The sequence below is a fragment of the Phytohabitans sp. LZ39 genome (genome assembly GCF_059359075.1).
The window spans coordinates 100900-115047 of sequence record NZ_JCADBM010000023.1 but is presented as its reverse complement, the minus strand read 5'-3'; the positions used below and the strand labels follow the sequence as shown (position 1 = coordinate 115047).

Genomic DNA, 14148 nt, shown 5'->3' with positions numbered 1-14148 from the left:
GCCGAGTGTCTGGATCGTTCTCTTGGGTAGACCTCGCGGCTCTTGTGGTCTCGACGGCCTCGTTCGGCGTCACGATCGCCATCTTCCTTCTTGGGCGGCGCCTATCGTTCCGGCAACAGCGGGAACGGGTTCGCGAGCTCGAATCCAAGGCGTGGGAGGTGCTTGGGCCGATCCGTACCGAGGGACTCAACAACAAGATCATCATCATGAACGTGGCACGCTATGAGCGCGGCTACGACGGCAGTAACAATATGACTTGGCGGGGGTACGCCTACACGGGACCAGAACTGATCGAGATTGTCCATGGCGGCGTGGAGGTCGTTATTAGAGGTAAGAAGAGCTATTACGATGACCGAGGACGACGCACTCTCACGCCAACCGAAAACCCAGCGCCTACGGTCGTCGAAGTCGGGCACATCCCGTGGGCCCGGATTGAGGACATCGCGAAGGAAGGCGACGAGTTCGACGGCGCACCTATCTTCTTCGTCCGTCACCGTGCGCCGGGGCGAAGGCCATACGACTTCATCACCTACCGCGAAGGAGTCCCCGTTCCGTTCGGGCCGAATAGCCGCGACTACTACACGCAGATCCCGGAGCTGGGAACCCGGCGACCGCGATTCATCCGAGACTGGGTTCGTTTCGTAGGGCTAATACGGCAAAACAGGAAGATGGAGGCAAACGCACGGCGGACATGGAGAGACGGTAGTTGAAGTCATTTTCCACGCATGGGAGCCAAGCCGAGCGCCACCGGCCTCTTACCGGCCGCAGTCAGGCGTCAACAGCGCCATGCTCCGAGTTGCCTCCTGCTTTCTCCGCAGGTTTTCGCCCATTTCCACCGGATCGGCGCCGAGGACCTCGATCTCCACCTCGCGGGGCTCCGGGAGGTCCCGGTTGAGTAGAGCCCTGTCCTCCGGGTGATGGAAGATCCACATGCGTGCGTTGTTGATCGTAGCGTTGTTGAACAAGTCGGCGAGCTGCACGGTGCCGGGCTGGCGCGAGTCGACCCGTCCCTCCGCGACGGCGTCCAACGTGATGTGTCCAAAGAGCGGCGACGGGTCAGCCATAAGCAAGCCCACATCGCGCGAGAGTGGAAAGGTGATTCCCCACGCGGTGAGCAGACCCACACCTGAACCAGGTGAACGGTCCGCATGAGGAATCAATGCGATCGGCGTGTCGCAGGTGCACAGCCTGCGCCGCTGAAACCTTACGAGCACCCAAGGGCGCCCGAGAAAGTAAGGCAGAATCTCCGGCAGTACCCGGAGTAGTTGTTCGATGTGTCCCAGGCTGGATAGGCGAATCGGTGGTCCACCCGGCTGTGTTACGTCAGCCCAGAGGCGATCCGCTTCTTCTTCAGTGATTTCGCGACCCAGCTTGTCCTTCGCGTAGGCAAAGACGCTGTCTCGGCCGCCCACGCCGAGTTCGATGCGGGTCGTGGCCGCAACAATTTGCTCCATATGGCGCCGCTGATTCGGTCCGCGCAGGGCCTGCGTCGCGGCGAAGACGCCGAGCGCTGTGCGTTCTTCCGAGTCGAGCGGCCAAACGTCGCGTTCGATGACTGCCCTAAGAGCGACGGAGGCCACGCGCTCCATTCGACCAAGGCTTCGTTCGAAGAGGTCGGCGTCCTTCGGCTCTGTCGTATCCAGGGAGTAGAAGTTATTGTTCGTCGCGGCGTTTTTCACCGACTGTACGAACCGCTGGTCGCCGGGGAGCCGAACAGTCCCGATCCGACCGTCCTCGGAGAACCGCTCCAGATAGAACCGCGGAACCGTATGGTGGCGGCGAGCGATATTAGGCACACCTCATTATACGGTTTCTGCAGTCCGGCGCGTGCCAGGTGGCAACTACTGACATAGCCTGCCCGATCAACGTCTGTCCGATCCGCACCCGATCTCGTCAGGCCAGCAATCCCAAATCTAGCCGGCGGCCCCGCCGTGCCCGAACTCGCTGGTTCTGCTCGCCGACAGCCCAAACGGCCAACTCCAGGGCGTCGCTGTTGACCCGGCGTCGCCGCGGCTGGTCGATCCCATAACACGCGCCCAAGGGGCGTTCCGGTTCGGCACCACACCCGGGACGCCATCAGGGCGCCCGGGTCCACATACCCGGAAGGAGCACCACCCATGTCCAGCACCGCACAACCAGGCGACGTCAACGCGGCGTTCGCCGCCGAACGCGCCGACCAGATCCAAGCCGCCAACGCGAGGCAGGCTGACTTCGACGCCCGCGTCGCCAACGGCAAACTCATCCCCCTCGGGAACGGCCGGTTCCGAGTCAACGACCCCGGCAGCTGGGACAACGGCGAAGTCCTGATCCAGCAACAGGATGGACAGATCCTGCCGCAGCACGGCCTGGACACCAGCCGCGGCCAAGTCGCCCTCTACAGCAGCGTGCCCGCCTGGCACCAGCTAGGCAACATCGTGCCCGGCGGCATCAGCGACATCGAGGACGTACTCAAGCTTGGCGGTATCGACTTCGACGTGGTGCGCCGACCGGTCGAGTTCCGCAACAGCCTCACCGGCCCGCACCGGGTGTTGTCCGAGCAGTTCGTCACAGTGCGCCAGGACACCGGCGCTGGCCTCGGTGTCGTCGGAAGCAAGTACGAAGTGCTGCAAAACCGCGACGGGTTCGCGTTCCTGCAAGACCTCGTCGACCGTCGCGACGTGATCTGGGAGTCCGCCGGCGCGGTCCGCGACGGGCGGAAGGTGTTCATCAGCATGCGCCTGCCCCACACCGTAACCATCGACGCGGCAGGCGTGGCTGACCAGATCATTCCGTTCATCGTGGCGCTCAACAGCCACGACGGGTCCAGCTTGTTCCACGTGGTTGTCACCCCATGGCGGCCGGTATGCCGCAACACCGAACGGTTCGCGCTCCGCGACGCCATCACCCGCTGGGGAGTGCGGCACACCCGCAACGCCCGCGACCGGATCGAGGAAGCCCGCCGCACGCTCGGCCTCTCCGTTACGTATTTCGACCAGTTCGCTGCTGAGGAAGAGGCTTTGGCGCGCACCGATCTGGCATTGGGGGAATACCGCCGCGTCGTCGACGACCTGTGGCAGCCACCGGCCGACGACGCGTCCACTCGCACCAAGAACAGCCACGGGCGGCGAACCGACGAGCTGATCGACCTCTACACCGCTAACGCCGCACAGCTGGGAACCACGGCATACGCCGCCGAACGCGCGCTAACCGAGTACGCCGACTGGAAGCAAACGATCCGCCCGACCGGCTCACTGCGGGGCAACAACCTCGCAGCTCGCGCCACCGCCGTCCTCGAAGGCAGCAACGACGACCTCAAGAGCCGCGCCCACCGGCGTCTGCTCACCCTTGTCCGTCGCTAACGAGGATCATGCGAACCCCTTACCATTGGCCAAACGTCGGCCGTCCGCACGTGGACCTAGACAGACATCAATCAGATGAACCGAAAGCCATAGCCCATCACGATCGGCATCCCCGGCAAGGCGTCACGGCCGTTCGCCGGTCGCCGATCTCCATGCCATCGCCAGCACGACCAAACGATCCGCCCATCTGGTGCAGAAAAGAACTGGCGCACATCCGCTGCGGGCACCTCGATGACGCCTCCGGCCAGGACTTGCACCGCGGCCGGTTCGAGACCGAGGCGGAAAGTGTCGCGCACATCGTGCTGCGCGCCCTGGGGCTAGACAGTGCGGCCTACTCCGACGCCTACGTGTTCGGCTGGGCCGACGGCGACCTCGACCTGGTCCAGCAGTGCGCCGAAACGGTCCTGCGGGTGGCCAGGCGGATCCTGACCGACCTGACCCCACCCGACGAAATGGATCCAGCCGCCGACCATACGGGCGGCGACCGCACCGAACCCGACCTGGCCGCGGCCCCTACCGCCGGCCTGGAAGATCTCGCTGCGGAGGTGGCCTGATGGACGAATTCCACGACGAACGGACGGCGCGGGCGACCCTCGGTTGGCTGTGTGAACCGGGCAACCCGTTCGTGCAGCAGTTCCTGCCCACGCGCGGCGCGACCGAGATGGTGGACATGTTGTTCTCCGGGTAAGGGTCGGTCGCGGTCCGGGCCGGGCTGCGGAACATGCCTGCATCCCGGCTGTGGGTGCAGGCGCGGGCTGCGCGCGCCGACGCGGAACGCGCCGGCTGGCGGGTGGTCATCCCGCAGGACAAGGACTGGCCGGCCGGCCTCGCCGATCTGGGCGGCTGGCAACCGGTGTGCCTGTGGGCGCACGGGCCAGCCCCCATCCCGCAGCCGGCGACGTCGGTCACCGTCGTCGGGTCGCGAGCCGCCACCAGCTACGGCCAAAACGTGGCCGCCGATCTCGCGTTCCGCCTCACCGACCGGACGTGGACGGTGGTGTCCACGCCGGCGCTGGGCGTCGACGGCGCCGCCCTCCGCGCGGCCCTCGCCGCCGGCACCGGCACCGGTAGCGGCGGTGCTGTCGCGGTCCTGCCGCATGGCCTGGACCAGATCCACCCCGCCGCGCACGCAAACCTGTTCAGCCAGCTCGCCGACCGGGGACTGCTGCTGAGCGCCTGGCCCGCCGGGGCCCAACTAACCCGGGAACGGGTCAAGACCAACCTGGCCTTGGTGGCGGCGTTAACCGCCGGCACCGTCGTGGTCGAAGCGTCCTTGCGCAGCGACGCGTTAGGCGTTGCCCACCACGCCCTCGAAGCAGGCCGGCCTTGCAGGGTGGTGCCCGGCCCGATCACGTCGGCGATGTCCGCAGGCTGCCACGAACTGCTACGCGCGCAGCCGCATGCCCGTCTGGTCACCGGCGTCGACGACATCGTCGCCGACCTACGCCGCATCCCGTGGCCAGCCAGTAGCCCACCGGCGGAAGAACCCCGATGACCCGCACACCTGACATCCCGCAACATCTGGCCGGATCGCACTGCGTAGGCGGGCTGGTCGTTCCCCAGATCACCCCGGTCAGCCGCACTGGTGTGCCACTGTTCGGCAAGATCAGTGATCTGGCGCAGTACCGGTTCCTGCACGGCCGCCGCTGCCAGGTCTGCGGCCAGAGGCTCGGCGATCGGACCGTGCTGTTCGCCCGGCACTCGGATTTCGCCTACCAGTGCACCGCTGAGCCTGGGGTTTGTCCGCCTTGCGCCGCGTACAGCGCTCGGGCCTGTCCCATGCTGGCCGGGCGCCGCGACCGCCACCGGCCTCGCCAACCCCCGGCCTTGGCTGGCATTGCGGTCAGCGACGACCAACTGCTGCGGATGGGTGCGCCGGCCGAGGACTGGTACACGGTCTGGATCCGGGACTACGACGTCGTCGCCCACCCCGCGCAGTCCGACACCCTGGCCGCCTCATGGCGGCGGATCCCGCCGCTGCGCATCCGCCGGCTGCCGGTCGGCGCCTAACGCGACCGCCACCGGCGCGTCGCCGTCGCAGCATGCGGCCCCCGTTCACCTGAACCAGTCCCGGCACCCTGCTCGGCCGCCGGTTGTGCGCGCGCATCCGCCCGGGCACGATCCACTACCCCATCGGGTTTAGCTGACCGTCGAGCCCACCCATCCCACCCTTTGACCCCGTCCGGGGCCGCGTTGATCTTGCCTGGCGCCAACCCCGGGGTTTGCCCTGGGTGGTGCGCGGCTCGGCGCGGCGCCGGCCAGCGCAGAGAGGATGCGGGCCTCATGTTCGAGCCGTCCGCGCAGATCGAGTCCGTTCTCGCCGCCGTCGTACAGAACCCGATCGCCTCGACGGGCCTGCGGGCGATGACGGAACGGGAATCGGAGTTCCCCAACCCGTTGCAGGCCAAGCTCACCGGTATCGCCCTGGACCCGTATGGCCGCGATATCGCCGACCAGGCGCTGGACGCCTACTGGTCGGACGAGCCGCGTCAGACGGATACCCTCAGCTCCAGCAGCATCGCTCGTGAGGTCATCATCGGCAGCGGCTTCCACGCCGCTGTCTACGCCGCAACTCGTGTCTTGAGCGGCTACCCGAAACCGTTGGTCTTGGAACGCAACGAGCGCGTCGGTGGCACGTTCGCGATGACCGCACGGCCGACGTTTTTCTTGAACTCGCGTAACCGTGCCGGCGCCGCGGGGTTGGCCGGTGACCAAGGGGCAGCCCTGAACTTCCTGCCCGGCGGGCTGATCCAAGCCGCGAACGTGTCCATGGTGGAGTACCAGCCGAACACCGACATGGCGTTCGTGATCCGGGTCGCTCTGGCGCAGTTCGCCGACGTGTTGACCAACGCCAACGTCCTGGCGGTTTCCCGGGACGGCAGCGGGGCGCAGATCGAGATCGCCGACCGCAGTCCGCTGTTCGCCGGTCGAATCATCGACGCGCGCGGCGTGGGTGACCCGGCCGACCAGAACATCGCCAATGGCACAACGATTCTCACCTTCCCACAGTTCATGCAACGGATGGCCCGCCTGTGGCCGCTACGGGGTATGCGTCGAGTCGCGGTTGTCGGCGGCGGCGACGCCGGCAAATGCGCGGTCGAGTCGTTCCTGGGCATCGCGCCGCAACCGCCGATGGCCGCCGCGGCCTTGGACAGCGTGGACCGCATCGACTGGTACGCCGAAGACCTGCCGACCACCTGCGAACGGTGGCAGCAGACCATCCGCGGCCGATACCAGGGGATCGGCCGCTACCTCAAGCCCGGCCGGCTGCTGACCGTGGTCAATCGGCGCGCCTTTCCCATCGCCCTGCCCGGCGCGGTACTCATCGACGGCCGCAGCTACGACCTGGTCGTGCTGTGCACCGGCAACCGGGAGACGACCATGCCCGGACTCGACCAAGGCGCATTCGACGACTACGAAACCGCCGACGAGAACGTCGTCGCCAGCCAGCACTACAGCCTTCCCGCGTTCCGCGTCGGTCCACACGCGAGACTGCCGTTCACCGACCAGGAAGCGGCGACCGGTATAGCCGCCATCCCGGAGAACGCCGTCGCGATGTTCCGCACCGCCACCAAAACAGCGGCACTGGCGGCCACACTACCGGCCGTCTACTAGCCGCTGGCGCACAGACACCGCAAACAATAGCCGGGAACGCGTCGACGACGTGACGGCTGCCGTCTCGACAATCGGTGCCGCCACCGTGGGCCACCGCCTTGACCTGGCGACGGCGGCCGGCCGGAAAATCACCGAGGCAGCACGGCCTAGCCCCGGCTGGCACTTGCGCAGCGCGGGCACCACCACCGCCAGTCCGGCAAGCCGTGCCGGCATCCCGTCACCACCACGGCCGGCCTCCGGGCGGGCGTGGTCGGCAACACGCGACCACGGCACGTGACGGCCTGCTTCCTGCACCGCACACTGTCGCGCCGATCGTCGGATCCCACGCTGAGTCTGCTGCGACAACGCAGCCGGCTTCGGCGTCCGTTGTGGACACGCCCGTGTGGAGCTCCTCCGTTGAACCCGCGCCGCTCATTCTGAGCGGCCTTCGCCAGCACAAGCCCATCCAGCCCTCAACAGGGAGCGTACATGTCCAGTGACAACTTTCGGCCGGAGCTGGAGTCTCAGCTTCCACCGGCCCGCACCTGCGCCGACCTGTTGGCCATCGTGCCGTATCTGGTCGGCTTCACCCCAAAGGCCAGCCTGGTGTGCCTTGGCGTTCGCGGCATGAAGGTTGTGTTTGCCGTACGCGCTGACCTTCCCCCCGCCGGCAGCACCGCCTCCGACATTCAGAATCTTGTCGACGACGTCACCCGGGTGATCGGCCGGCAGGGCCTGACCAGCGTGATCGCCGTCGGATACGGGACAGCGGAACAAGCCGACCCGGTACTGGTCCAGGCGGCCTCGACCATCACCTCGATCGGCTTGCCGGTCGCTGATCTGCTCCGCGTTGCCGGCAACCAGTTCTTCATCTACCAACCGGACCAGCCTGACGCGCCGCCGCGGCACGGCGGCCGCCTCACCATCGACGACAGCGTCATGGCCGCGCACGCCACCGTCGCCGGCCTCGTGGCCCTACCGAACCGGGCCACCCTCGCCGCCCAACTGGAACCCCTGGATGAAGCCGCCCGCCACGCCATGGCTCAGGTGGTCGACGACGTCCACGACCAGATGAGCATCCGGCTCGCCGAAACGGTCAAGCACCGCATGACCGAGAACGACGAACCCACGCCTGCGCGATCCTGGATCGCCGCCGCCGACGAGGTCATACAGCAGTGGGGCCGCCAGACCGCCAACGAGGCGATCAGCCAATACGAACACGGCGACCGGCTAAACGATCACGACGCCGCGCGGCTCCTGCTGCTGCTGCACCACCCGCGAGTACGCGAGCACGCGTGGGAGCACATCCGCCCGACCCCGGAACATCTGCGCATGTGGATCGACCTGACCCGCCGCGCACCGACCCCACTGGTGCCCGCACCGGCCAGCCTCTTGGCGTTCACCGCCTGGCGGCTCGGCAACGGCGCCCTAGCAAATGTCGCGATCAACCGCGCGCTCACCGCCGATCCCCGCTACCCGTTCGCCCACGCCCTGCACGAACTCCTGCGTAGCGGCCTGCCGCCCGGCGACTGGGACGACGAAAGCGGTAGCGACCCCGACTGACATTGATCATACCGGCGAGCCCTAGCGGCCTGGCTGAGGCCGGGCACGCACGACGCCCCACGACAACACTGTCCACAGTGGCGTCGCGGCCGGACGGCCGGGGCCTTCGGAACTGGCCAGCCAGGCGTTCTCACATCTGATCGCTAGGCGCTCGCCTCGGTGGAAGGGAGTCTCGATGGCGCTGTACCGCTTTGGCCTGATCCTCGGCCGTCCGGTAGAGCGGTCGCAGGCAGACGCCATCGCGGCCGTCTGCCCGGACATAACAGCTAGCCAGCAAGCCGTATCGGTGGCGCGCACAGCCGACACCTTCGCCGCGGCCATCGTGTCCGCCATCAACGACCTGGAATCCCTTGACCTCGTCCCGGTTCGAGTCTGTGCTGACGACTGGGTCACCCTTGCCGACATCGGCGCTCGGATCGGCCGATCGCGGGAGATCGTCCGGCTCTGGTCGATTGGCCAGCAAGGGCCCGGCGGCTTCCCACCCCCCGTCAATCCCGGCTGCGACACCCGCTTCTACTCCTGGACCGAAGCAACGCTCTGGCTGCGTGAAGCCATGGGCTTCAGCCTTGCCCGACCGCACGCGGACCTGGTCGCCGCGAACCTGCTGCTTCAGGCTCGCCGACTCGCGCCACTGATCCGGGACAAACGGACCCTGGCCACGCTGCTGCCCTGGCACGAGAAGCCCGCAGCCGCAAAGGCAGGCCGACCTGCTGGTCAAGTCAGGTCGACGCCCTGACCAGGACGGTCGGCCCGCCAATCCTTGGAGCTCCACTGTGGACGTCACCGGCGCATCGAATGCACGTCAATGTGAACGCTTCGTTTGCCGTAGGTCCGCATCGGTTGGCGCCGGGGTTTGGCCAGCCACACTTGCCCGTGCCCGGACCCCGACGCCTGTACCTGTACGCCGCCGCCGCTACCTGGCCCGCCTGAACCCGCTGCTGGACCGGGTAGCCATCCAGGTCAGCCTGCCACCGCAGCAGCTGCCCACCGCGGGCGAATCGACCGCCACGGTCGCCGCCCGCGTCGCGCGGGCCCGGACGACGCCACGCTGGCAGACCCAACGGTCACCTGCAACCGGGAGGCGCCCATCGAAGCGGTGCAGGCCAGCATGACCCGTCAGCGGCGCACCGAACTGGCGCCGTTGGCGGCCGCGGTGGACGACGTCCTGACCGCACCGGGGGGCGACACGCGTCCTGCTGCTGGCCTGGACCATGGCGGACATCCACGGCCGGGACCAGCCAGAACGCGACCACGTCGCTGAAGCGCTCACCCTGCGCACCGGTCAGTAGATCCAGGGTCGTTCACGCTTACCGCCACAAGCCCTCCGACGCCCGCCGCAATCGCGCCCGGCGGGGCGGTCAGGGCGGGGACCGCTCCCATTTGGTGCCACCTAGACCGGGTGGCGTTTCGCATGTTCTTCGACAGGAGTAGCCATGACTGTGAACCCGGCAATGGACCGGGCCTTCCGGCGACAGCTGCAACAGCAGGTCGACGCGCTCGCCGCGACGGTCTCACTCAAACCCAACAGCACCTGCGTCGCCTCGGCGATCGACGACGCGCGGCGGGCGGTCGCCGCCGCCTGGGTCTACACCTCCTGCGTAGTCGTCTGGGCCGAGGACCACGACCTGGTGCGGCCGCTGTTACGCCGTTCCCCCACCGGCCTGGTCCGCACCCCGGCCAGCGGCGCGCTCTGGCTCGGCCGCGCCTTCGAGCAACTGGCCGTTCACCCCGGCACCCAATGGCTGATCCATCCCGCCTACCAGCCGGCCCTGTGGGCCGGCCTGCCCAGCCCAGCGGCGTGCACCCGCCTGATCGACTGGTGGGCCAACCAGGCGCCCAGCCTGGCCTACCCGGCCACCGACACCACACCCGGATCGATCAGCGGCTGGCCGGTCGGTGACCTGCTCCCAGTCCTGCACGACCACCTGCGCGCCGGCAATGCCCTGGTCCAAACTCCGTCCTGGGTCGCCGACCTGATCCTGGACCTGAGCCTTATCCCCGCCGTCGACAGCTTCCGCGACGAACACCTCGTGCGCACCATCGACCCGGCCTGCGGCACCGGCCACTTCCTGATCCGGGCCATCGACTACCTGTGGCAATGGTGGACCACCGGCACCCTCAGCAGCCGCTCGACAAGTGGCCGGCCACCGGTCATCGGCGGCCCAGCCCGGTCGCCGGTCGAGGCGGCGCGGCGGATCCTGGCCAGCGTCGACGGCGTCGACATCGACCCGCTCACCGCGGCCGTCGCCCGTTTCCGCTCCACCATCTACATCGGACACCTCCTGGCCGACAGCGGCGTCCTGCCGCGTCCGCTGCGCCTGGAACACATCCCGCACACCATCACTCCGCGGATCGCGGTCGGTGACGCGCTGCTGCTGGGCCGGATCCCCCGCAGCCAATACCGCCGCGTCCACCCCCACCTGGCCGACCTACCGGGTGCCATGTTCCCGTGCGAGGAGTTCACCTGGCCACCCGAACCGGAGCCGAACCCAGATCCCGACCGACCACCGGCCGACGACTGCCCACGATGACCCCCCAACCGCCGGCAGGCCAACCACCCCGGACTGTGTATTCCGCACGTCGGTCAAGCCTCGCCCTCGCCAGAGCCGTCGACGGCCGGCGCGGCGGAGCAGCCCCGGCTGTCCAGGGCGACCGGAAATGGGCAGGCTTCACCTACCGGGTCAGCGACCGGGCCCGTCTGGGCCGGCTCCGGGTCGCCTGTCTAGCCGAAATCGTCACCACGACCGGCTGCACCGTGCACACCACCGCTGGCCGCAGCGGGCACCGGCTGCAGGTCTGGGGCACGCGTCCGCTCGTCGAGCATCTCGCCGCCACGATCCACGATCTCGCCGAGACGCTGGAAGCGGCCTCACTGGCGGCGACATTGCGGTACGGACGGTGGCTACGCGACCAACCCGACCCGGACCACACCCCGGCCGAACGGCGGAACCTGCGGCGCGCCTGGCGGCGCACCTACCTATCGGCGTGGGCCAACGCTTACGCCCACCGGCTGCTGTCCCTGGCCACCGGCCGACCCGAACACCCCGCCACCCGCCTACCGCCGATCGGACACCACAGCGCGCACACCCAAGCCCGACACGACGTCGCACACCTGCACCCGACCCTGCTACAAGACACCGCTGACCTGATCGCCCGCCAACGCCGCCGAACCCTCGCACGCCAAGCCGATCACCAGTAATCCGTCCACCAGCGGACCGCCGCTGGCGTGAATCATCGCGTCGGCGCCACGGCCAGCCTGGTCCACGTCGACGGCGAAGGGCAGCAGCGACGCATCGCCAATTTCCTGCTTCGGCCCACCTGGGCGCCGTCCATCACCGCACAAATACAAGGACGCGGGCTGCCGGTCACCTATGCCAACGGTCGCCCGTTACCCGGCAGGCTATGGCTGACCTGGACCATCGCCGAACACCTCGAACCAACACGGACACCGCCACTGAGCACAACGCCGGCACCAGACCAGCTCATCATCGTTAGTGGCGCCCGGAAACGACCCGAGCCGTGTGAACGTCCCGCCGGACAGCTCTACACTGGCCCCCGCGCCGCTGGGCAGGCCATCACGGCACCCGGCTCGCCGCTCTCGCCACCGACCACGCACCTGCGGCCGGTTCACCTAGCAGGTTTGCCTGCCCGGACCGCTTGCTCGATCTCGTGCCGGCTGGGCGACGTGGGCGGGGAGCGCACGTATTCGTAGCGTGCCGGTCGAGCGGCAGCGACGCCCGCTGACCTCACATTGCTGGCGCCGCCGACCGCGAGCGCAGCACCACCACCCCTTACCCCCTTGGATCCGTGCGCGTCACACGCCGAACAGCCGTTGGCTGCCCGCGGCGTGTGCCGCGGCAGGAGCTGGCCGCGTGCGGCGCGCCCGGCGCAGAGCATGTTTGGAGGACCACCGCATGAACCGCGACGACGCCGCCTGGCTCGAACACCTCGACATCATCACCGCCTGGGGCCGAGCCAGCGCCATCAACGGCAGCCCACCGGCCACCGACGACGAGTTGTGGACCATCTCCCGCCGCCGGCAGGACCTGAACCTGCCCGAACACCTCGATGCAGGGCTGCTGCCCCGACTGCGGGACGCGTTCAACAAGGGCCGATTTGCTGGCCGCATCGACCTGCGGGCGCTGGCGGACGCACTACGCGAGCGCGGCCACGACGCGGTCGTGGAACGCACCGACGGCGGCGTCGTACTCTACGGCGGCCGTCAGGCGCCAGACCGGGACGGCGTCCCACGCTGGTCGGCGGTTGTCAGACCCGGCTGGTACCAGACGCGGGACCTGCGGCACGCGGTCGCCGACCTCGCCGATTGCCGCATCGGACCAGACGGCGAAAATGCCTGGGCAGTCACCGTCCCCCACACGTGGACGATCGACCCGCTGGTCCAGCTGACCATCGCGGTCATCGACGAGGTGGAAACCCGACGGGCACGATTCGCGCGTGCGGCCCAGGACGCCCTCGACGCGATCTGGACGGCCCTCGCCGCCGCCCACCAGGCGTTCACCACCAGCGACGCGGCGCCCGGCGCAGACCACCCTTTTGCCGCCGAATCGACCAAGCTGCTGGCCGGTTGGCTCGCCGACAACTGGCCCGACGCCCGCACCGTGCCCGCCCACATCGCGGCCTTCGCCGCTGGCGGCCGCAATCGGAATGACGATCAACCGCCGGACGAACACCCACACGACTACGGCGACTACAGCGACGTCCAGTAACGCACGGCAGAACCATCATTACCCGCGCTTGCCGGACCCCCGACCGCCGGCACAGCAGCACCGTCATGAACCACTGCGAAGCATCCAATGCCGTCAAGGCCGTCGCCGGCCACCTCACCGCTCACCCGCGTCGGTAGAGCGAGCCCGTGCACGCGACAACGCTCTGCCCGCTGTTTAGGGCAACGCGCCCGAGCGCCACTCGGGCAACCGATGGAGCGCCACTCCTTCGGATCGGTTGGCACGGTCCACCGCGCGCGCGTGATCGTCTGCCGACGAGATCGGGCGCCATGGTCGTCGGCACGCTCCGGCGCGCACCGTGGTCGGTGGCATCTGACACGCGCTGCCGGCGCGCAAGCGCCCCAGAGCGGCAGTCAGAGCGTCACCGATAGCGACCTCACCCCGACGGGGTGGGTGGATCCCAAACCCGCTGCCCATTGGCCGTCCGAATTGGTCAATCGCCGCCGCCGCGCTCCGTGCCATTGCCGAGATGGTGCTCAGCCGCCTTGCCGAAACAGCCCGCCCCGTCCCGGTGCAGACGTTCGCGCAGCGGACAGATCCCGCCCGACAATGGATCGCGGACAGCGGAACGTGGCGGGTCCGCCACAAACAGCGCGCGGGCGGGGCTGACCAGGTAGCCAGCTGACAACGCCCAAGTGACCACGCCAGCGGCGTTAGACCCACCACTCACCAGCCGTGCCCCATGCGCCACGACCGCCGCCGATGCCACCCATAGCAGCGGTTGCCAACCTTGTGCCGCGCCGGTTCTGAAGCCGGCGACACGGGTCCAATCAGGACCAGACCGGCGTCCGCGGCAAGGGCCGCGCCATGTAACACGGCGCCACCCTATGAGCGGACCAGCCAACGTTCAGCGTTCGCCGTCAGCCCTGCCGCCAGTCCAAGCCCCCGGTCGCGGCGCGCAGTCGTCC

At 68.4% G+C, this 14148-nt stretch carries 13 protein-coding genes and 1 pseudogene; 13 read left to right on the top strand and 1 reads right to left on the bottom strand.

All coding sequences use genetic code 11. The annotated features are described in order from the left end of the window. Positions 1-5: 5 nt before the first annotated feature. A complete protein-coding gene (locus tag AC5L36_RS35020; protein ID WP_441222919.1) occupies positions 6-710 on the top strand; it encodes a hypothetical protein in 705 nt (234 codons plus the stop codon). Positions 711-755: 45 nt separating this feature from the next. Here AC5L36_RS35020 and AC5L36_RS35015 read toward each other — a convergent pair whose 3' ends face one another. Next, a complete protein-coding gene (locus AC5L36_RS35015; RefSeq protein ID WP_441222918.1) occupies positions 756-1796 on the bottom strand; it encodes a DUF4238 domain-containing protein in 1041 nt (346 codons plus the stop codon). A gap of 321 nt (positions 1797-2117) precedes the next feature. On the opposite strand from AC5L36_RS35015, the gene AC5L36_RS35010 reads away from it, so the two are divergent. From AC5L36_RS35010 to AC5L36_RS34955, 12 genes and pseudogenes are all read left to right on the top strand, one after another. After that, the gene (locus tag AC5L36_RS35010; RefSeq protein WP_441222917.1) at positions 2118-3338 is read left to right on the top strand and encodes a DUF932 domain-containing protein; all 1221 of its coding nucleotides are present in this window, start codon (positions 2118-2120) and stop codon (positions 3336-3338) included. Positions 3339-3388: 50 nt separating this feature from the next. Continuing rightward, positions 3389-3892, top strand: coding sequence for a hypothetical protein (locus AC5L36_RS35005; protein ID WP_441222916.1), 504 nt, complete (start codon positions 3389-3391; stop codon positions 3890-3892). After that, positions 3892-4026 carry a hypothetical protein gene (locus AC5L36_RS35000; RefSeq protein WP_441222915.1) on the top strand — a complete coding sequence of 45 codons (135 nt, stop codon included), beginning with the start codon at positions 3892-3894 and terminating at the stop codon, positions 4024-4026. The genes AC5L36_RS35005 and AC5L36_RS35000 overlap by 1 nt, the downstream gene beginning before the upstream one ends. Positions 4027-4059: 33 nt before the next feature. After that, the gene (locus tag AC5L36_RS34995) at positions 4060-4833 is read left to right on the top strand and encodes a DNA-processing protein DprA (RefSeq protein ID WP_441222914.1); all 774 of its coding nucleotides are present in this window, start codon (positions 4060-4062) and stop codon (positions 4831-4833) included. After that, positions 4830-5348 (top strand): hypothetical protein, encoded by a 519-nt coding sequence (locus AC5L36_RS34990; RefSeq protein ID WP_494909501.1) that lies wholly within the window; start codon positions 4830-4832, stop codon positions 5346-5348. Before AC5L36_RS34995 ends, AC5L36_RS34990 begins: the two co-directional genes overlap by 4 nt. A gap of 273 nt (positions 5349-5621) precedes the next feature. Then, positions 5622-6953 (top strand): hypothetical protein, encoded by a 1332-nt coding sequence (locus AC5L36_RS34985; RefSeq protein ID WP_441222912.1) that lies wholly within the window; start codon positions 5622-5624, stop codon positions 6951-6953. A 537-nt stretch (positions 6954-7490) separates the two neighbouring features. After that, positions 7491-8495, top strand: a complete 1005-nt coding sequence (locus AC5L36_RS34980; protein WP_441222911.1) for a DUF4192 domain-containing protein — start codon at positions 7491-7493, stop codon at positions 8493-8495. Positions 8496-8670: 175 nt separating this feature from the next. Continuing rightward, complete coding sequence (locus AC5L36_RS34975) at positions 8671-9231, top strand: hypothetical protein (protein WP_441222910.1); 561 nt, start codon at positions 8671-8673, stop codon at positions 9229-9231. Between the two features lie 448 nt (positions 9232-9679). Next, positions 9680-9784 (top strand): annotated as a pseudogene (locus AC5L36_RS34970) (magnesium chelatase subunit ChlI family protein); the annotation flags it as partial. 144 nt (positions 9785-9928) lie between these two features. Then, positions 9929-11026, top strand: a complete 1098-nt coding sequence (locus tag AC5L36_RS34965) for a DNA methyltransferase family protein (protein ID WP_441222909.1) — start codon at positions 9929-9931, stop codon at positions 11024-11026. 224 nt (positions 11027-11250) lie between these two features. After that, a complete protein-coding gene (locus tag AC5L36_RS34960; RefSeq protein WP_441222908.1) occupies positions 11251-11694 on the top strand; it encodes a hypothetical protein in 444 nt (147 codons plus the stop codon). 673 nt (positions 11695-12367) lie between these two features. Beyond that, on the top strand, positions 12368-13222 hold the full coding sequence (locus AC5L36_RS34955) for a hypothetical protein (protein ID WP_494909500.1): 855 nt from the start codon (positions 12368-12370) through the stop codon (positions 13220-13222). Positions 13223-14148: the final 926 nt, after the last annotated feature.

Coding starts and splice junctions, on each gene's coding strand:
- AC5L36_RS35010 (WP_441222917.1), top strand. CDS start 2,118: ATGTCCAGCACCGCACAACCAGGCGACGTCAACGCGGCGTTCGCCGCC.
- AC5L36_RS35000 (WP_441222915.1), top strand. CDS start 3,892: ATGGACGAATTCCACGACGAACGGACGGCGCGGGCGACCCTCGGTTGG.
- AC5L36_RS34995 (WP_441222914.1), top strand. CDS start 4,060: ATGCCTGCATCCCGGCTGTGGGTGCAGGCGCGGGCTGCGCGCGCCGAC.
- AC5L36_RS34990 (WP_494909501.1), top strand. CDS start 4,830: ATGACCCGCACACCTGACATCCCGCAACATCTGGCCGGATCGCACTGC.
- AC5L36_RS34985 (WP_441222912.1), top strand. CDS start 5,622: ATGTTCGAGCCGTCCGCGCAGATCGAGTCCGTTCTCGCCGCCGTCGTA.
- AC5L36_RS34975 (WP_441222910.1), top strand. CDS start 8,671: ATGGCGCTGTACCGCTTTGGCCTGATCCTCGGCCGTCCGGTAGAGCGG.
- AC5L36_RS34965 (WP_441222909.1), top strand. CDS start 9,929: ATGACTGTGAACCCGGCAATGGACCGGGCCTTCCGGCGACAGCTGCAA.